Origin of the sequence: Thalassovita mediterranea, assembly GCF_001458435.1 — a bacterium.
Taxonomy (GTDB): domain Bacteria; phylum Pseudomonadota; class Alphaproteobacteria; order Rhodobacterales; family Rhodobacteraceae; genus Thalassobius; species Thalassobius mediterraneus.
The window spans coordinates 71,570-89,249 of record NZ_CYSF01000002.1 but is presented as its reverse complement, the minus strand read 5'-3'; the positions used below and the strand labels follow the sequence as shown (position 1 = coordinate 89,249).

The window sequence follows — 17,680 nt, the reverse complement described above, 5'->3', positions numbered from 1 at the left end:
ACAATTCCCGAGTGTGCGATGTAAAGTTTTACCAAGCAAACATAGTTGCCCGTTCTAGACGTGAAATTTCTGCACGGCGATGAACAGACAGAACAGATTGGGACAGTAATGCGTAACAGTAAGTACCTTCGGGCATTGACGAACGCTCAGTCAATCGAAGAGCTGTGGGACATGCATACGCGGCAGATGGCGACCTACGGGTTTGACCGACTGCTTTATGGGTTCACCCACTTCAGCACCTCAACGTCGCTGGGTGACCCGGATGATTTTATCATGCTCACCAACCACGACGCGGCTTACACCGATACATTCATCGGCAAAGGTCTGTATTTTCACGGCCCAATGATGAAATGGGTGCTAGAAAACGAAGGCGCTGCCAGTTGGAAGATCTTGGGCGAAATGCTGGAAACCGGCGCGCTGACTGAAAGCGAACGCAAAGTGCTTGAGTTTAATCGCAAGATGAACGTCACAGCCGGCTATTCGATCAGCTTCAAATCCATCTCGCCACGGGCTAAGGGCGCCATCGCTTTGACTGCGCGCGCGGACATCTCACAAGAAGAAATTGACGCAATCTGGGCGGACCACGGCGACGACATCATGGTGATGAACAACGTCTGCCACCTTAAAATCATGACCCTGCCCTACGCCCAACCGAACCAGACGCTGACACGCCGCCAACGCGAAGCACTGCAATGGGTTGGCGATGGCAAAACAACGCAAGACATTGCGCTTCTGATGGGTCTGACACCGGCAACAGTCGAAAAGCACCTGCGCCTGGCGCGTGACTCTCTGAATGTGGAAACTACGGCACAGGCCGTCCTGAAGGCGGCACTGCAGAACCAAATGTTCGTGGTCGAAGCCTGATTTCTCAGGAAATTAAACACGTAGACTCAACACGTTATAGCGCGAAAGACCACGTTAACCACGCAAGGTACGGAAAACCATACTTTCGCATATGCAGCATATTTGGCATTGTGCAACCGTTCCGTGAGTGGTGGCTTTAGCCTGGGACATGTGAGTGTAAACCGCCTTATTCGGTGGCTCTGATGCTCACCCGGTTTTACCGGACTACCGGCCCGTGCGTTTATTGATCACGTACGGACCGGCGTATCGGTTGCCCTCAACTCATCCCCAATCGTCCTTGGGGGCACCGGTGTTTCAAGAGACGGCGTCGCTATTACAGCGGCGCCGTTTTTGTTTGCACAGGCAGTGCCTCTGCTCGACGCGCCCTGCCCCTGCGAAACCCGACCTCGTAAATCATCTAGCGATCAGATCGACATCCTGACAACGCAAAAGAAAACGCCCCGCGCGATATGCACGGGGCGTTTCATAAAAGACCCTGAAAATTCAGGACTGTCAGGCCAAATTAGGAACCTGCAACAGCTGCTGCCACTTCGGCTGCGAAATCTTCTTCTTTTTTCTCGATGCCTTCGCCCACTTCCAGACGCACGAAGCCGAGGATCTCAGCGCCAGCTTCTGCAGCCGCTTTTTCAACGGTCAGGTCGGGGTTCACAACGAACGCCTGACCCAGCAGGGTGCTTTCGGCGATGTATTTCTTCATGCGGCCAACGATCATTTTCTCGATCACGGCGTCGGGCTTGCCCGATTCTTTCGCGATGTCGATCTGAACCTGACGCTCTTTTTCAACAGCGGCCGGATCCAGGTCTGCTTCGCCCAGGCCCAGCGGTGCTGCTGCTGCGATGTGCATTGCAACCTGCTTGCCGAACGCTTCGTCGCCGCCTTTCAGGGCAACCAGAACACCGATCTGGCCCATGCCAGCGGTGGCTGCGTTGTGTACGTAGGACGCAACGATGTCACCCTCAACGGATGCCATGCGGCGCAGCGACATGTTTTCGCCGATGGTGGCGATTTTGTCGGTGATGGTGTCGGCAACGGTTTTGCCGCCCATGTCTGCACCGGCCAGCGCTTCAACGTCAGCAACGTTGATTGCAGCTGCTGCGATACCTTTAACCATTTCCTGGAATTCGGCGTTTTTCGCAACGAAGTCGGTTTCCGAGTTCACCTCAACGGCAACACCCTTGCCACCTTCTACGGACAGGCCAACTAGGCCTTCAGCAGCGGTACGGCCGGATTTCTTGGCGGCTTTCGCCAGACCTTTGGTGCGCAGCCAGTCAACCGCAGCTTCCATGTCGCCATCGGTTTCGGTCAGCGCTTTTTTCGCGTCCATCATGCCTGCGCCGGTCGAGTCGCGCAGTTCTTTCACCATCTTTGCAGTGATCGCCATGGGAGGATCTCCTTAGGTATAAAATGAAATGTCCGGGGGCGGCTTTAGCCGCGCCCCGTGTCACTGTGATGACGAAGCTTACGCTTCGGCGGTTTCTTCGGCGACGACCTCTTCGACCATCGCTTCTTCCAGTGCGCCCAGGTCAACGCCAGCGGCGTCCATCTGTGCCGACATACCGTCCAGAGCAGCGCGGCTCATCAGGTCGGTGTACAGAGCGATCGCGCGGGCCGCGTCGTCGTTGCCGGGGATGATGTAGTCAACGCCTGCGGGCGAGCAGTTGGTGTCGACAACAGCCACAACCGGGATACCCAGCTTGTTGGCTTCTGCGATGGCCAGCGACTCTTTCTTAACGTCGATGACGAACAGCAGGTCAGGAACGCCGCCCATGTCACGGATACCACCGAGCGAAGCCTGCAGCTTGCCCTGGTCACGTTCCATGTTCAGACGCTCTTTCTTGGTCAGGCCTTCGGCGCCCGATGCCAGCTTCTCGTCGATCTCTTTCAGACGGTTGATCGACTGGGAAACGGTCTGCCAGTTGGTCAGCGTGCCGCCCAGCCAACGGTGGTTCATGTAGTACTGTGCGCATTTTTCTGCGGCTTCAGCAACCGGGCCAGCGGCCTGACGCTTGGTGCCTACGAACAGAACGCGGCCGCCTTTGGCAACGGTGTCACGTACAACTTTCAGAGCCTGGTCCAGCAGCGGAACGGTCTGGGTCAGATCCATGATGTGGATGCCGTTGCGCGAGCCGTAGATGTACTCGCCCATGCGGGGGTTCCAACGCTGGGTCTGGTGACCAAAGTGAACGCCGGCTTCCAGCAGCTGGCGCAGAGTGAATTCGGGAAGAGCCATGTCTAGTTCCTTTCCGGTTTATGCCTAAGCGGGGCTTTCAAGGGCATTCGCCCAACCGGCGGACCTGTGCAGGATTTCTCCCCGCAAGGCCCAACCCCGCCTGTGAAGTGCCGCGCGTATAAACGGGAATGATTAGGGAGGCAAGACAGAAAGCGCTAAAACTGGCAGAAATACACGCCAAAATCAGCCAGAGGCCCCGGATCAAGTCCGGGGCGATTTTTGTGCCCCTCGCGCCCCGGACCTGATCCGGGGCCTCTGATCCCTCCATCTGCGAAAACCCGCTTGAGGCCGGAAAAAATCTGTCTATGGTGTGACGCTTCGCCTGCTGACTGATACAACAGATCCAACAGTCAAACCAGCGGAAAGGGTGCGGGTGTTTCGCCCACGACCCTTAGCGTGAACCCCTACTGTCAAGGTGACAACAGGCATGGATCAATCAACAGAAAACAAACAGGAAATCCTGTGCATCGGCTCTGTCTTATGGGACGTTGTGGGCCGGGCAACCATTGCGATGCGCGCAGGTTCAGACGTGCCGGGGCGCATTCAGCGCATTCCGGGGGGCGTCGCCATGAATATCGCAATGGCGCTGGGGCGCTTTGGCTTGCAGCCCTCTGCCCTCACCGCGATTGGCATTGACCCCGAGGGTGAAGAGCTGATGGCCGCCTGCACCCGTCTGGGTGTGGACACCACGCATGCCTATCGCTCGCCAGATCTGCCTACAGATCAATATATGGCGATTGAGGGCGCGAATGGCCTGATTGCGGCCATTGCCGATGCGCATTCGCTGGAGGCCGCCGGCGCGCGCATTCTATCGCCATTGCGCGACGGGCCGCTTGGCACCAGTGAGGCACCTTATGAAGGCACCATTGCCCTTGATGGCAATCTGACCCATGCGCTGCTGGAAGAGATCGCAACCGATCCGGCCTTCGCGCGTGCCGACCTGCGTGTCGCGCCAGCCTCGCCAGGTAAGGCGGAGCGTTTGCTGCCATTTCTGCGTCATGGCCGCGCAACGCTTTATGTGAACCTCGAAGAGGCGGGACTGCTGTGCCAGCAGATCTTCGACACCTCCGAAGAGGCCGCAAGCGCATTGGTCGCCCGTGGCGCCAAAAGGGCATTGGTCACAAATGGTGCCAATCCCTGTAGCGACGGCAATGCGGATGGTGTCATCACCGCCGCCCCGCCAGAGGTGCTGGTCACCCGCATCACCGGCGCTGGCGACACCTTTATGGCCGCCCATATGGCCGCTGAAATTTCCGGCATGGCCCGCGGCGCGGCATTGACCCGCGCACTGGAAGCCGCCGCTATCTACGTATCTGGAGAACTCCCCTCATGAGCAAAAAGACCGCTCTGACCCCGACCCTTTCGCCCGAAGTGGCCGACGCACTGGCCACCGGTCAGGCAATTGTGGCGCTGGAAAGCACCATCATCACCCACGGCATGCCCTACCCGCAGAACCTGCAAACTGCCCGCATGGTCGAGGAAGAAATCCGCAAAGCTGGCGCAGTTCCCGCAACCATCGCGGTGCTGAACGGCGTGCTGCATGCAGGCCTGACCGACGATCAACTGGAAGATCTGGCACAAGCCAAAGACGTGGCCAAAATCAGCCGCGCCGATATGGCAGTGATCATGGCACAGGGGCGCACTGGCGCCACCACAGTGGCTGCAACAATGATCGCAGCGCATCTGGCGGGCATCCATGTGTTCGCCACCGGCGGCATTGGCGGTGTACATAAGGGTGCCGAAGACAGCTTCGACATCTCGGCCGATCTGATGGAACTGGCCGCCACCCCCGTGACCGTTGTCGCCGCGGGCGCCAAGGCCATTCTGGATGTCCCAAAAACGCTGGAAGTATTGGAAACTCAAGGGGTTCCAGTGATCACTTATGGTCAGGACAGCTTCCCCGCGTTTTGGTCTGCCACGTCACCGCTGGCATCGCCCCTGCGCATGGATGATCCGGTCGCAATCGCCAAAGCGCAAAAAATGCGCACCAAGCTGGGCCTGCCCGGCGGCCAACTGATCGCCAACCCCATTCCCGCCGAGGAAGAGATCCCGCAGGCGGAAATGAACCCGATCATCGACCAAGCCACCGCAGAGGCCGACGCGCAGGGTATCACCGGCAAGGCCGTCACACCCTTCCTGCTACAGCGCATTTTTGAGCTGACCGAGGGCCGTTCGCTGATCGCCAATATCGCGCTGGTGCTGAACAATGCCCGGCTGGCTGCCGAAATCGCCAAAGCGATGCGCTGAATGCGATAATTGCTATGTTTTCCCCCGTCCTGCGCGATCCTGCATTGTGATGGCGGGGGAAAATTCCTAAGTATCGGCTAACCTTGTTAATTTCACGACATCCGGTAGAGCCGCAGCAATGACCACTCCTTTTGACGACGACCTGCCCCCACCACGCAAACCGGGGCTGTTTGCACGCATCCGATCGTCCTTTCTGACGGGGATTGTGGTGATTGCACCTGTCGCCCTAACCGTTTGGTTTTTGTGGACTTTTGCTGGTTGGGTTGACAGCTTTGTTCTGCCATTGGTGCCTGAACAGTTCAAACCCCAGCCCTACATCGGCATCAACCTACGCGGCGTCGGGATTGTCTTTTTCCTGATTTTCACCGTCCTGATCGGCTGGATCGCCAAGGGCCTGATGGGCCGTTCGCTGATCCGTTTTGGTGAAAGCATCGTCAGCCGCATGCCGATCGTGCGGTCGATCTATTCAGGCGTCAAACAGATTGCTGAGACGGTTTTTGCCCAGTCTGAGCGCAGCTTTGAACGCGCCTGCCTGATTGAATACCCACGGAAGGGCATCTGGGCGATTGGGTTTGTATCAACCGCAGCCAAAGGTGAAATCAAACTGCGCGCAGGCGGTGATGACGATGATCTGGTCAGCGTCTTTGTTCCGACCACCCCGAACCCCACCTCCGGCTTTTTGCTGTATTTTCCGCGCAAGGACGTGATGGAATTGGATATGACCGTCGAAGATGCGGCAAAACTGGTCATCTCTGCCGGCCTGGTTTATCCGAATGAAAAAGATCCAAGTCAGCCTGCAAGCAGCTGACTTAAAATCTTTATTTAGCCACCATACATCTGCGCCAGATCCACGGTGGAGGAGTTATTCAGATCATCTTTATGGGCGCTCAGGAACTGTTTCGCAGCGATCTGACCTGCCTCTTTCAGCTGTGTCAAAACCGATGCAATCGGATAGCTTTTGGTCATCACCGACAGGCTGTTCATCAGCTCATCATCAGCGATCATATGCACCTTCACGTCGCGCATGTCGGTGGCTTGCAGCGCACCTTGCGCGATCAGACGCTGCACAAAGGCCACGGCGCGCAGCTCACTCAATAGCGAAGAGTTAAAGCTTATCTCATTGATACGGTTGCTAATTTGCTGTGGCGTGACGGGCAGTTCATTGCGGCGCATCGGGTTGATGTTGATGATCACCACATCCTCTGGCAGATCGCGATCAAACAGCGGCCACAGCGGTGGATTGCCGGTATAGCCACCATCCCAGTATGCCTCTTTCGCGCCGGTTTTGGGGTCGATCATCTCCACCGCCTGAAACAGCGTCGGCAGACAGGCCGAAGCCAAGAGCGCATCGGTCGAAATCTCGGCGCCGCTGAACACCCGCGCCTTACCAGTGCGCACATTGGTGGCACAGACAAACAGCGCCGGGCCGTCGCCAGAACAGACCAGATCGTAGCTCAGCTGATCCACTGTGTCGCGCAGTGGATGGCTGTAAAACGGCCCCATCGCATAGGGTGATGTCATGCTTTGCAGCATATCCATCGCCATGAATGGCCAGCTCAGCTCCATCCCCTGACTGACCCAGCCGGGCGGCAACGCGCCCAACCACAGGTCCAGTCCCGGCAGGCTACTGGCGCCGAGTTGCCCCCAGAACCAGTCAAGCGTCTCAATCGCGCCAGCGCGCCCGCCTTTCAGCAGCCCCGCCTTTAGCGCCGCGCCATTCATCGCGCCGGCCGAGGTGCCGGTGATGCCCGCAATCTCGATCCCTTCATCCTGCAGCAACGTATCCAGTACGCCCCAGGTAAAGGCACCATGCGCCCCGCCGCCCTGAAGGGCCAGATTGATCCGTTTCATATCTGCGCCCTCCGAAGGCTACACGTTATAGCGCGGTCCAGCCGCCATCGACGGACAATGTGGTGCCGGTCATTTGCGCGGCAGCGTCCGAACACAGGAACACACAGGTGCCGCCCAGCTGTTCGACCGTTGCCATTTCCTTGGACGGCTGGCGCTCCAGCAGCATATCCAACACCTCTTCGCGGGATTTGCCGTATTTTTCCATCGTATCGGGAATCTGCGATTCCACCAGCGGCGTCGACACATAGCCCGGACAAATCGCGTTGCAGGTGATCGGCTCACGCGCTGTTTCAAGCGCTGTCACTTTGGTCAGGCCAACAACGCCGTGTTTTGCGGCAACATAGGCCGATTTGAACGGCGATGCGGTCAATCCGTGGGCTGAAGCGATGTTGATCACCCTGCCCCAACCTGCCGCACGCATGCCCGGCAAAGCGGCCGCCGTGGTGTGAAAGGCCGACGACATGTTGATCGCGATAATCGCATCCCATTTATCAACCGGAAAACTTTCGATCGGCTCCACGTGTTGAATACCCGCATTGTTGACCAAAATATCGCAGGTGCCCGCCTTTTCGATCAGCGCGCGGCACTCATCGCCCTTGGACATGTCGGCCTTGATGTAGCGCGCCTCAACGCCGAATTCCTTAGCAATATCAGCGGCTAGCGCGTGATCCTCATCGCGATCCGTGAAGGAGTTCAGCACCACATTCGCCCCCGCGCGGGCCAGTTCGCGCACCACACCTAGTCCAATGCCTGAGTTTGATCCTGTAACCACCGCAGTTTTTTGCAATAAAGTCATTTTTGTGTCACCTTTGCTCTGGCCTTTGCTTTGCACATGCAGCATACCCCATGCTCCGCACTGCGACGAGTCTGCAAAACTACGATGATTCGCCGTGTGGCCAGGGCGCAGCATTCCGCAGAATGTTGCAGACAAGTGGTGATGCGAACCCCGTGCAAGGCCCAGCAAAATATCGCTTATTGGTAAGGCTGCAGCCAAAAAAAACGCCGGCACAAGGCCGGCGTAAAGTTATTGAGGCAGGTTTCATACAGGCAAGAAACCTATCGAGCAGTGCCCCCTTTATAAGCAATACTGCGCTGGGTTCCAAGCTAAAAAATTGAAATCACAAAAAAGCCGCATTAGGCTAACCTCAAATAATATAAGGCAGAGTAGGATTGTTGCCAGAATGCGACCAGTGATTTTCCCCCGTTCCAAATGGCTTAGTGCCGCCGCGGCACTTGTTTTGCTGGGCACCAGCGCTCAGGCTGACCCCAAGCACGGCATCGCCATGTATGGCGACCCGGCCCTACCCGCTGATTTTGACGCACTGCCCTATGTGAACGCCGACGCCCCCAAGGGCGGCCGATTTATTGAGGGCAACACAGGCGGCTTTGACTCGCTGAACCCTTATGTGCGCAAGGGAACGGTGCCGTGGCAGCTGCGCTTCTTCACCTCTGAATCGCTGATGGGGCGTAGCTGGGATGAACCCTTTACCCTCTACGGTCTGCTGGCCGAAACCATCGAGGTGCCCGAAGATCGTTCCTGGGTCGAGTTCACCCTGCGCGAAGAGGCACGCTTCAGCGATGGCACCCCGCTGACCGTTGAGGATGTGATCTGGTCCTATGAAACCCTAGGCACCATCGGCCACCCGCGCTACCACGGCTTCTGGAAGAAGATCGACAAGATTGAACAGACCGGTGATCGCAAGGTGAAGATCACCTTTAACGTCGAAGATCGCGAACTGGCGCTGATCGCTGGCCTGCGTCCGATCCTGAAAAAGGGGCAGTGGCAGGATAAAGCGCTGACCGAGGGCACGCTGCAGGATGTGCCGATCACCTCGGCCCCCTATGTGGTCGATAGCTACGAGGCGGGGCGGTATGTGTCGCTGAAGCGCAATCCTGATTACTGGGGCAAGGATCTGAACTTCCGCCGTGGCACCGGCAACTTTGACGAGCTGCGGATCGAATTTTTTGGCGATCAAGCGGTGCTGTTTGAGGCGTTTAAAGCGGGCGAAATGAATTTCTACCGCGAAGGCAACGCCGAAAAATGGGCCAGCCAGTATGATTTCCCCGCCGTTGCCAATGGGGATGTGGTGAAATCAGAGGTGCAGCATCAACGCCCCAGCGGCATGGTAGGCTATGTAATGAACAGCCGCCGCCCGCAGTTTGCGGATTGGCGCGTGCGTCAGGCGATGATCACGGCCTTCAACTTCCCTTATGTGAACGACACCGTCACCGGCGGGCGACAGTCGCGCATTCCCTCCTATTTCTCCAACTCGCACCTTGGCGCGCAGCCGGGTGCGGCCACCGGCAAGGTTCTGGCGGTACTGGAACCGTTCAAGGATCAGCTACTGCCCGGCACGATTGAGGGCATCACCCTGCCCGCAGGCGACAGTAGCCCGCGCAACCGCAAAGACGTGCGCGCGGCGATGGATCTATTTGAACAGGCGGGCTGGACGGTGCAGGACGGCGTGATGACGGATGTCAGTGGCACGCCGTTCACCTTTGAAACCGTGATCCGTCAGGGCGACAAAGAGGCCCAGACAATTATGGAGATTTACCGCACCTCGCTTGATCGTCTAGGCATCAAGATGGAGATCGCGCAGGTCGACAACGCCCAGTTTGCCGAACGCCGCGACAAGCAGGATTTCGACATGATGCCCTATGTGCGCTACCTGTCGCTGAGCCCGGGCAACGAACAAAACCTCTACTGGGGATCGGCGCAGGCCGATATCGAAGGGTCGCGCAACCTGATGGGCGTCAAATCCCCCGCCATTGACGCCACCATCACCGCGATGCTGACCGCGCAATCCAGCGATGATTTCACCGCTGCCACCCGTGCGCTGGATCGCCAACTGATGGCTGGGCGCTATGTGATCCCGCTCTGGGCCGGTGGTCCGGCACGATTGGCGCACCGCAAAGACTTGCACTTCCCGCAAAACACCCCAATTTACGGGGATCGCATCGGCTGGACCCCTGACGTCTGGTGGTTTGAGGAGTAAGAGATGAAAAAACTGTTTGTCATCGCAACCCTGACCCTGCTGGCAGGATGTGCCACAATCGAGGGCATCGGCCAAGATATCTCCGGTGGCTCGCGCAGGGTGCAAAGCTGGCTCTAAGCCACTGATAAAAATAAAATACAAGAAAGCCGCGCCATATAGGTCGCGGCTTTCGCATTTCTACGCTTCCGGCGGGAGTATTTGGGGAAAATTAAAGCGATTTCAGCCTATTACGTTAGGGATGTCACCCAAAGGATCGTCGCATCCTCGGCACTCAGCGAAATGACGTTATGCCCCATCGTGGCGTCATAGTAGGCGCTATCCCCGCGCTTCATTTCCACCGGCTCGTAGAACTCGGTGTACAGCCGCACAACACCAGTCAGAACATACAAAAACTCTTCGCCGTCATGGCGCACCCAACCGTCAAACTCATCCATGGACCGGGCGCGCACGCGGGCGCGGTAGGGCAGCATTTGCTTCTTGGTCAGGCTGCCGCCCAGCATTTCATGCTCATAGGTGGTGGTGGCTTGGCTGGTGCCCTCATCACTGCGGGTCACAGCCATACGGCCGTTCACCTTTTCACGCTGCGGCGGGGTGAACAGCTGCGGCACTGAAATCTCAAGGCCCGAGGCCAGCTTTTTCAGCGCCTCATAGGTCGGGGACATGAGGCCGTTTTCAATCTTCGACAAGGTGGAGCGCGCCAACCCTGCCTGCGATGCGGCCTGTTCCAATGTCATCCCACGCGATTTGCGCAGCTCGCGCACGCGGCTGGGCAGATCCAGCGGTTCGGGGCTGTCCTGCGTGCCGTTTTCACGGGCAATCTGAACGATGGAGCCTTGCGGTTTCTGATCAGTCATGGCGTTTCTCTTACGCCGCAACGGCGCAGCTTGCAACACATGCAACCCCCGCGTATCCAAGAGCCCATGAAAGCTATCTATGATCAAGGTGCCTTTGCACCCTGCCCCGCACCGTTCAATTTGGCCGCTCATGTTCTGGCGAAGGCTAATGAAAACGCAGACAAAATCGCGTTGAGCGTGCTGTCGCGCGATAGCAGTGATGATTGGACCTACGGGCGGCTGAAACAGGCGGTTCTGGGTGTGGGCACGGGATTGCTACAGCGCGGCTATCAGCCGGGTGACATCTTGTTGATGCGGTTGGGCAATACGGTGGAGTTTCCCATCGCATACCTTGGCGCGATTGCTGTTGGAATGGTGCCGGTGCCAACATCGGCCATGCTGACCGCACCAGAGGTGGCCAAAATGATCACACAGCTCAGCCCCCGCGCAGTGTTGCGCGATCCGGCGGTGGCCTGTCCTGACTTGGCCGATTTAGCGTGCGAAGAGGTCAGCACAGCCGAACTGGACGCCATGCACGGCCTGCCCGCTGCCGCGTTCCATATGGGCGACCCTGAACGTCCGGCCTATCTGGTCTATACCTCGGGCACCTCAGGCCAGCCGCGCGCGGTGATGCACGCCCACCGTGCTATTTGGGCGCGTCAGATGATGCATCAGGGATGGTATGGGCTGACGCATAAGGACCGGCTGTTGCATGCGGGCGCGTTTAACTGGACCTTTACCCTGGGCACAGGGCTGATGGATCCGTGGTCTGTTGGCGCCACTGCTTTGATCCCTGCCGCTGACGTTGCGATTGAGGCGCTGCCAGATCTGCTAGCACAGCATGAGGCGACGCTTTTTGCAGCGGCGCCGGGGGTTTATCGGAAAATCCTACAGCATCACAACACGTTGGATTTGCCTGCGCTGCGCCATGGTCTCGCCGCCGGTGAAAAGCTGTCAGAGGCGATCCGCACTCATTGGGCTGAGGCCACAGGCGGTGCCGCGATTTATGAGGCCTATGGCATGTCTGAATGTTCTACCTTCATTTCGGCTAGCCCCGATCATCCTGCCACAGATGGCGCGCTGGGGCGACCACAACAAGGTCGCCGCCTGTCCCTGCGCAATGAGGATGGTGCGGTAAACATCGGAGAAGATGGAGAGATTTGCATTCACCGCTCTGATCCCGGCCTGATGCTGGGCTATTTTGGCGCGCCAGAGGCGACGGCAGATCGGTTTGATGGCGATTGGTTCAAAACCGGTGACCACGGCGTCATGCGCGCAGATGGGCGGATCGACTATGCGGGGCGCGGTGACGATATGATGAACGCAGGCGGCTACCGCGTCTCCCCGCTGGAGGTGGAAGCAGCGCTACATGACATGCCGGGCGTGACGCAGATCGCAGTTACTGATGTTGAGGTGAAAGAAGATACGCGCCTAATCATCGGCTTTTACACCGCCGCCAAAACTATTGATAAGTCGAAGCTTTCCACATGCGCGGCCGAACGTCTGGCGCGCTACAAACAGCCCCGCGACTGGGTTCATCTGGATCAGTTGCCAACCAACCCCAACGGCAAGCTGTCGCGCAAGGCGCTGCGCGCGCTTTATCGTCGGTGACGGTTTTGTCTGGGCAAAACAACGGCACCCGCGCGCCAGTGCTGAGGGCGCTGTGCGCGGATGCAGCTTTCCTTTTGTCGCGATCACGGGTAAATCCCCGCCTCTAACAGCATGAGGAACGCGCGCGATGGATACCCTCGAAAACATGGAACAGGCCGTAAAGCTGGACATTCTGTCTGACCCAATCTGCCCGTGGTGCTATATCGGCAAAACCTATCTGGACCGCGCACTGGAACAACGCCCGGGGCATCCGTTTGTGGTGGAATGGCATCCCTTCCAGCTGAACCCAGACATGCCCGCCGATGGCATGGATCGCCGCGCCTATCTTGAAGGTAAGTTCGGCGGCCAGAAAGGCGCCGTGCAAGCTTATATGCCCGTGCATCAACATGCCGAGGCAGCGGGGATCAAAATCAACCTCGAAGGCATCAAAACCACCCCCAACACACTGCGCGCCCACCGCCTGATCCACTGGGCCGGCCTAGAAGGCAAACAGACCCCGATCGTATCGGCGCTGTTCAAGGCCTACTTTGTCGACGGCCGCGATATTGGTGACGTCGAGGTGCTGGCAGACATTGCAGACACCCAAGGGATGGATGCCGCCGTTGTGCGCCGCCTGTTGCAGGGCGATGCGGATGCCGAAGAAATTCAGGCGCGCGACCAATCCGCCCGTCAAATGGGTGTAAGTTCGGTTCCGACCTTTATCATTGCCAGCCAGCACGCCGTACCCGGCGCACAGGGCACAGATCTGTGGCTGAAAGTGATTGATGAGATCATCGAAAATCACACCAAGGCACAGCAAGGCTAACAGCACAGCCAAATGCGCCCTGTGCAGACGCGAAGGGTTGCCCGCCGCTGGTGGGCAATTTTACGCCGCCTCCCAGATAAAAATGATGTGCGAAAAAATCCACTTTCGCACCCACATGCAATACGGTACAGAACCCGTACCGTAGTAACACAATTGGTGTTGTCGCTGAAATTGCGCTACCATAACAGGTGGCGCGCCTATTCCGACGACGCCAGATCCAACGGTCCCAGCCAGCTGTGCAGTGGATTTACCACGCCGTTCGCTATGGTCCGTTCCCGCTGAAAGTCATTTTATGTTCGCCCCGAACCCAGAACCCGCCCGCTTGTCTCGCGTGGAATTCATCGCTCTTTTGGCAATGCTGTTTGCCACCGTCGCGTTTTCCATCGACTCAATGCTACCTGCGCTGCCCGAAATCGGTCGCGCCCTAAGCCCCGAAAACCCCAACCAAGCACAGTTGGTGCTGACCTCCTTTGTCTTTGGCATGGGTTTGGGCACATTCTTTACTGGCCCACTGTCTGACAGTTTTGGCCGCAAAAAGGTAATCGTGCTAGGGGCGGTCCTTTATATTGTGGCCTCAGCTGTGGCGCTGTTCACCCAAGGGCTAGAGGTGCTGCTGCTGGCCCGTGTGGTCCAAGGCCTGGGCGCCGCGGCGCCACGTATCGTGGGGTTGGCGATTGTGCGCGACCTCTATTCGGGGCGCGACATGGCCCGCATCATGAGCTTTGCGATGATGATCTTTACGCTGGTTCCTGCGGTCGCCCCTCTCTTGGGCGCGGGGGTTATCGCGCTTGTCGGATGGCGCGGGATTTTTGGATCCTTCATCCTGTTTTCGATTTTTGCCACCGGATGGCTGGCATGGCGCCAACCGGAATCCCTGCCCCTGCAGTCGCGTCGTCCCTTCCAATTGAGCCGGATCTGGGCAGCGGTCGGTGAAATGCTGTCTCATCAGACCGTGCGCCTGTCGGTGATGACCCAAACCCTGTGTTTCGCAACGCTGTTCATGTCGATCAGTCTGATCCATCCTATTTTTGACGATGTGTTTGATCGCGCTGACAGTTTCCCGTTCTGGTTCGCCTTTGTTGCGCTTGCCTCAGGGTCGGCCAGCCTGCTGAATGCGACGCTGGTCATGCGACTGGGTATGCGCCGCATGGTAACGCTGGCGATTGCGGCGCAGCTGTTTCTGTCTGTTTCGATGTCGTTGATCTGGTTCCAATTCGGCGCTGACGGTCTAGGCGATATGATGTTTTATGTTTTTGTGGCCTGGGTCACATCGGTGTTTTTCAATGCCGGTCTGACACTGGGCAACCTGAACGCCATCACACTAGAACCACTCGGCCATATTGCGGGCACAGCCGCATCGGTATCCGGCGGTCTGGCAACGGTCATATCTGCCGCCATTGCCGCACCTGTTGGCCTTAGCTTTAACGGAACGCCCCTGCCGCTGACACTGGGCGTTAGCATTTCCATGGGATTGGCCTTGTGGGTGATGCTAAGCATGCAGCGGTTTGACACCTCTGGCGAGGTAGCCGCCGAATAGCCCCACCCAACATCAAACGGCGCGCCATCACGGCGCGCCGTTTTTCGTCGGGGCGCTGATCCCTACAGCGCACCACCGCCGCAAACATCACTTAGTATACCATTGCATACAATTCTTGATTTCTCGGATTCCCTAGGGTAACAAGACGATAATTCTGCACCCAGATTTTACACGAAAGAGGCGCATATGACGAAAATCAAGGTCGCAAACCCAATCGTCGAAATGGACGGCGATGAAATGACCCGCATTATCTGGCAGTTCATCAAGGACAAGCTGATCCTGCCTTACCTCGATGTTGACCTGCTCTATTATGATCTGGGCATCGAAGAACGTGATCGCACCAATGACCAGATCACCATTGATGCTGCCGAAAAAACCAAAGAGGTCGGCGTTGCAGTCAAATGTGCCACCATCACGCCCGATGAGGCCCGCGTAGAAGAGTTCGGCCTAAAAAAGATGTGGCGCAGCCCCAATGGCACGATCCGCAATATTCTGGGCGGCGTTGTCTTTCGCCAGCCGATCATCTGCAAAAACGTGCCCCGTCTGGTCCCCGGCTGGACATCGCCCATCGTGGTGGGCCGCCATGCCTTTGGCGACCACTACAAGGCCACCGATTTCCATTTCCCATCCGCAGGCAAGCTGACGATGAAATGGGAAGGCGCCAACGGCGAGGTGATCGAGCGCGAAGTCTATGACGCCCCCGACGCTGGCGTTTATATGGGCATGTACAATCAGGACGAAAGCATCCGCGATTTTGCCCGCGCCTCTCTGAACTATGGTTTGAATGTCGGTTGGCCAGTCTATCTGTCCACCAAGAACACCATCCTCAAAGCTTATGACGGGCGCTTTAAGGATCTGTTTCAGGAAATCTATGAGGCTGAATTTGCCGACAAGTTTAAAGAGGCTGGCATCTGGTACGAACACCGCCTGATTGACGACATGGTGGCCTGTGCGCTGAAATGGAACGGGAAATTTGTCTGGGCCTGCAAAAACTACGATGGCGACGTGCAATCAGATACCGTTGCGCAGGGCTTTGGAAGCCTGGGCATGATGGCCAGCCAGCTGATGACGCCGGATGGCAAAATCGTCGAATCCGAAGCGGCACATGGCACCGTGACCCGCCACTATCGCCAGCATCAGGCGGGACAGGCGACCTCGACCAACTCGATCGCATCGATTTATGCGTGGACTGGCGCGCTGAAACATCGAGCAAAGCTGGACGACAACGCTCAGCTGACACGTTTCGCAGAGACACTGGAAAAGGTGATCATCGACACCGTCGAAAGCGGCCATATGACCAAGGATCTGGCGCTGTTGGTTGGTCCTGATCAGGGCTGGTTGACCACAATGGGATTCCTGGAAAAAATCGACGAAAACCTAAACAAGTCCCTCGTCGGCTAACCTTGATCTTTGCGGTAACGCCAAAAAGAAACACCGCGCCGGACACCGGCGCGATTGACGAAATGCCGGATCTGGCCGCACAGATCACCGGCGGACCACGCGGGGTCCTCCACACGGCGGACCCCGTTAAACTACAGGGCTAGACCTTTGGCGATGTTGGCGCTAAAGGCGCTGTATGGCTGATATTCCGAACCAAAACCCGCAAAAACACACTCTTCTGGCTGATGTTCAGGGGTTTCTCTTTGGCACGACAATGGCGTCGTTTTCACTGGTATTGCTGACCCATCTGGGCATGGTCACCGGCCAAACTGCCGGTTTGGCCGTGCTGCTGTCATATGTGACGGGTTATGGGTTCGGGCCGATCTTTTTTGTGGTGAACCTGCCGTTTTACTGGCTGGCGATCAAACGTATGGGTTGGGTTTTCACGGCCAAGACTTTTGCCGCGATTGCGGTGATGTCGCTGATGACAGAATTGCTGCCGGACTATGTCAGCTTTGATGCGGTGAACCCTGTTGTCGGTGCTGTGCTGGTGGGCATGCTGTCGGGGATGGCACTGCTGGCGCTGTTTCGTCATGGCGCATCGCTGGGCGGCGTGGGCATTTTGGCACTGTATCTGCAGGACAAAACCGGATTTCGCGCGGGTTACACGCAGCTACTGTTCGATGTCTGTGTGTTTGCGGCCGCGTTTTTTGTGATTGATGTGCCGCTGGTGCTCTATTCGTTGTTGGGCGCAGTGGTGCTGAACCTGAACATCGCGGTGAACCACCGCAAAGACTGGTATATCGCCAGCTAACTGGCCGGAGCCTGAAAATGCCGAAAACCTACCTGATCCTCCTCTTGGCGGTGATGACGGAAACCATCGCCACCACAGCCCTGCAGGCCAGCCAACAGTTCACGCGGCTGATCCCGTCGGTGGTTGTGGTTCTGGGCTATGGGGTGAGTTTCTGGCTGTTGTCCCTGACCCTGAAAACGCTGCCGGTGGGCATTGTTTATGCGTTGTGGAGTGGTCTAGGCATCGTGTTGATCGCCGTGATCGGCTATCTGGTCTTTGGCCAGAAGCTGGATCTGCCTGCGGTTCTGGGGATCGCGATGATCCTTGCAGGGATTGTGGTGATTAACCTGTTTTCCAAAACGGCTGGGCATTGAGCGGCGGAACCGTCAATCACGACAATTGCCAAATCAAAGACTTGGCAGCTCCCGAACCGCCCCCAACGGGGCGGGCGCTTCGCTTCGCCCCTGCGGTTCTTGCGCGGCGCATTAATCTGAAAACCAATAAGGGCCGCGCCCACCCGAGGGTCAGGCGCG

Annotated in this window: 17 protein-coding genes; 12 read left to right on the top strand and 5 right to left on the bottom strand. The window is 57.6% G+C overall.

Annotated features, from left to right (window positions below):
* The first annotated feature begins 108 nt into the window (after positions 1-108).
* Entirely contained in the window at positions 109-864 is a 756-nt protein-coding gene (locus TM5383_RS01775) for a helix-turn-helix transcriptional regulator (RefSeq protein WP_058317417.1), read from the top strand.
* Positions 865-1,366: 502 nt separating this feature from the next.
* Here the strand turns inward: TM5383_RS01775 and tsf are convergent.
* Both tsf and rpsB read right to left on the bottom strand, forming a co-directional pair.
* Positions 1,367-2,245: a translation elongation factor Ts gene (gene tsf / locus TM5383_RS01770; RefSeq protein WP_058317336.1), complete on the bottom strand. Its 879-nt coding sequence runs from the start codon at positions 2,243-2,245 to the stop codon at positions 1,367-1,369.
* Positions 2,246-2,323: 78 nt separating this feature from the next.
* Positions 2,324-3,094, bottom strand: coding sequence for a 30S ribosomal protein S2 (gene rpsB / locus TM5383_RS01765; protein ID WP_058317335.1), 771 nt, complete (start codon positions 3,092-3,094; stop codon positions 2,324-2,326).
* A 427-nt stretch (positions 3,095-3,521) separates the two neighbouring features.
* Here rpsB and TM5383_RS01760 point away from each other — a divergent pair, with 427 nt between their 5' ends.
* The 3 genes from TM5383_RS01760 (at position 3,522) to TM5383_RS01750 (ending at position 6,149) form a co-directional block, all read left to right on the top strand.
* Positions 3,522-4,427 carry a PfkB family carbohydrate kinase gene (locus tag TM5383_RS01760; protein ID WP_058317334.1) on the top strand — a complete coding sequence of 302 codons (906 nt, stop codon included), beginning with the start codon at positions 3,522-3,524 and terminating at the stop codon, positions 4,425-4,427.
* Positions 4,424-5,341, top strand: a complete 918-nt coding sequence (locus tag TM5383_RS01755) for a pseudouridine-5'-phosphate glycosidase (protein WP_058317333.1) — start codon at positions 4,424-4,426, stop codon at positions 5,339-5,341. Before TM5383_RS01760 ends, TM5383_RS01755 begins: the two co-directional genes overlap by 4 nt.
* Before the next feature lie 118 nt (positions 5,342-5,459).
* Positions 5,460-6,149: a DUF502 domain-containing protein gene (locus TM5383_RS01750; protein WP_058317332.1), complete on the top strand. Its 690-nt coding sequence runs from the start codon at positions 5,460-5,462 to the stop codon at positions 6,147-6,149.
* Positions 6,150-6,163: 14 nt separating this feature from the next.
* Here the strand turns inward: TM5383_RS01750 and TM5383_RS01745 are convergent, their stop codons facing one another.
* Both TM5383_RS01745 and TM5383_RS01740 read right to left on the bottom strand, forming a co-directional pair.
* A complete protein-coding gene (locus TM5383_RS01745) occupies positions 6,164-7,192 on the bottom strand; it encodes a patatin-like phospholipase family protein (RefSeq protein WP_058317331.1) in 1,029 nt (342 codons plus the stop codon).
* A 25-nt stretch (positions 7,193-7,217) separates the two neighbouring features.
* A complete protein-coding gene (locus tag TM5383_RS01740) occupies positions 7,218-7,988 on the bottom strand; it encodes a 3-hydroxybutyrate dehydrogenase (protein WP_058317416.1) in 771 nt (256 codons plus the stop codon).
* Between the two features lie 385 nt (positions 7,989-8,373).
* Between TM5383_RS01740 and TM5383_RS01735 the strand changes: the two genes are divergently transcribed.
* The gene (locus TM5383_RS01735) at positions 8,374-10,188 is read left to right on the top strand and encodes an extracellular solute-binding protein (protein ID WP_058317330.1); all 1,815 of its coding nucleotides are present in this window, start codon (positions 8,374-8,376) and stop codon (positions 10,186-10,188) included.
* A 3-nt stretch (positions 10,189-10,191) separates the two neighbouring features.
* Entirely contained in the window at positions 10,192-10,305 is a 114-nt protein-coding gene (locus TM5383_RS01730) for a hypothetical protein (RefSeq protein ID WP_058317329.1), read from the top strand.
* Positions 10,306-10,415: 110 nt separating this feature from the next.
* Here the strand turns inward: TM5383_RS01730 and TM5383_RS01725 are convergent, their stop codons facing one another.
* Positions 10,416-11,042 carry a helix-turn-helix domain-containing protein gene (locus tag TM5383_RS01725; protein ID WP_058317328.1) on the bottom strand — a complete coding sequence of 209 codons (627 nt, stop codon included), beginning with the start codon at positions 11,040-11,042 and terminating at the stop codon, positions 10,416-10,418.
* Between the two features lie 66 nt (positions 11,043-11,108).
* Between TM5383_RS01725 and TM5383_RS01720 the strand changes: the two genes are divergently transcribed.
* From TM5383_RS01720 to TM5383_RS01695, 6 genes are all read left to right on the top strand, one after another.
* Positions 11,109-12,632: a class I adenylate-forming enzyme family protein gene (locus tag TM5383_RS01720; RefSeq protein ID WP_058317415.1), complete on the top strand. Its 1,524-nt coding sequence runs from the start codon at positions 11,109-11,111 to the stop codon at positions 12,630-12,632.
* A gap of 145 nt (positions 12,633-12,777) precedes the next feature.
* Positions 12,778-13,437 (top strand): DsbA family oxidoreductase, encoded by a 660-nt coding sequence (locus TM5383_RS01715; RefSeq protein WP_058317414.1) that lies wholly within the window; start codon positions 12,778-12,780, stop codon positions 13,435-13,437.
* Between the two features lie 292 nt (positions 13,438-13,729).
* The gene (locus tag TM5383_RS01710; protein ID WP_058317327.1) at positions 13,730-14,974 is read left to right on the top strand and encodes a multidrug effflux MFS transporter; all 1,245 of its coding nucleotides are present in this window, start codon (positions 13,730-13,732) and stop codon (positions 14,972-14,974) included.
* A gap of 186 nt (positions 14,975-15,160) precedes the next feature.
* A complete protein-coding gene (locus TM5383_RS01705) occupies positions 15,161-16,375 on the top strand; it encodes an NADP-dependent isocitrate dehydrogenase (protein WP_058317326.1) in 1,215 nt (404 codons plus the stop codon).
* A 175-nt stretch (positions 16,376-16,550) separates the two neighbouring features.
* The gene (locus tag TM5383_RS01700; RefSeq protein ID WP_058317325.1) at positions 16,551-17,168 is read left to right on the top strand and encodes a YitT family protein; all 618 of its coding nucleotides are present in this window, start codon (positions 16,551-16,553) and stop codon (positions 17,166-17,168) included.
* A 17-nt stretch (positions 17,169-17,185) separates the two neighbouring features.
* A complete protein-coding gene (locus TM5383_RS01695) occupies positions 17,186-17,521 on the top strand; it encodes a DMT family transporter (protein WP_058317324.1) in 336 nt (111 codons plus the stop codon).
* The last annotated feature ends 159 nt before the right edge of the window (positions 17,522-17,680 follow it).

Bases quoted from the DNA above. Each gene is read 5' to 3' on its own strand.
- TM5383_RS01775 (WP_058317417.1), top strand. From the start codon at position 109: ATGCGTAACAGTAAGTACCTTCGGGCATTGACGAACGCTCAGTCAATC.
- tsf (WP_058317336.1), bottom strand. From the start codon at position 2,245: ATGGCGATCACTGCAAAGATGGTGAAAGAACTGCGCGACTCGACCGGC.
- rpsB (WP_058317335.1), bottom strand. From the start codon at position 3,094: ATGGCTCTTCCCGAATTCACTCTGCGCCAGCTGCTGGAAGCCGGCGTT.
- TM5383_RS01760 (WP_058317334.1), top strand. From the start codon at position 3,522: ATGGATCAATCAACAGAAAACAAACAGGAAATCCTGTGCATCGGCTCT.
- TM5383_RS01755 (WP_058317333.1), top strand. From the start codon at position 4,424: ATGAGCAAAAAGACCGCTCTGACCCCGACCCTTTCGCCCGAAGTGGCC.
- TM5383_RS01750 (WP_058317332.1), top strand. From the start codon at position 5,460: ATGACCACTCCTTTTGACGACGACCTGCCCCCACCACGCAAACCGGGG.
- TM5383_RS01745 (WP_058317331.1), bottom strand. From the start codon at position 7,192: ATGAAACGGATCAATCTGGCCCTTCAGGGCGGCGGGGCGCATGGTGCC.
- TM5383_RS01740 (WP_058317416.1), bottom strand. From the start codon at position 7,988: ATGACTTTATTGCAAAAAACTGCGGTGGTTACAGGATCAAACTCAGGC.
- TM5383_RS01735 (WP_058317330.1), top strand. From the start codon at position 8,374: ATGCGACCAGTGATTTTCCCCCGTTCCAAATGGCTTAGTGCCGCCGCG.
- TM5383_RS01730 (WP_058317329.1), top strand. From the start codon at position 10,192: ATGAAAAAACTGTTTGTCATCGCAACCCTGACCCTGCTGGCAGGATGT.
- TM5383_RS01725 (WP_058317328.1), bottom strand. From the start codon at position 11,042: ATGACTGATCAGAAACCGCAAGGCTCCATCGTTCAGATTGCCCGTGAA.
- TM5383_RS01720 (WP_058317415.1), top strand. From the start codon at position 11,109: ATGAAAGCTATCTATGATCAAGGTGCCTTTGCACCCTGCCCCGCACCG.
- TM5383_RS01715 (WP_058317414.1), top strand. From the start codon at position 12,778: ATGGAACAGGCCGTAAAGCTGGACATTCTGTCTGACCCAATCTGCCCG.
- TM5383_RS01710 (WP_058317327.1), top strand. From the start codon at position 13,730: ATGTTCGCCCCGAACCCAGAACCCGCCCGCTTGTCTCGCGTGGAATTC.
- TM5383_RS01705 (WP_058317326.1), top strand. From the start codon at position 15,161: ATGACGAAAATCAAGGTCGCAAACCCAATCGTCGAAATGGACGGCGAT.
- TM5383_RS01700 (WP_058317325.1), top strand. From the start codon at position 16,551: ATGGCTGATATTCCGAACCAAAACCCGCAAAAACACACTCTTCTGGCT.
- TM5383_RS01695 (WP_058317324.1), top strand. From the start codon at position 17,186: ATGCCGAAAACCTACCTGATCCTCCTCTTGGCGGTGATGACGGAAACC.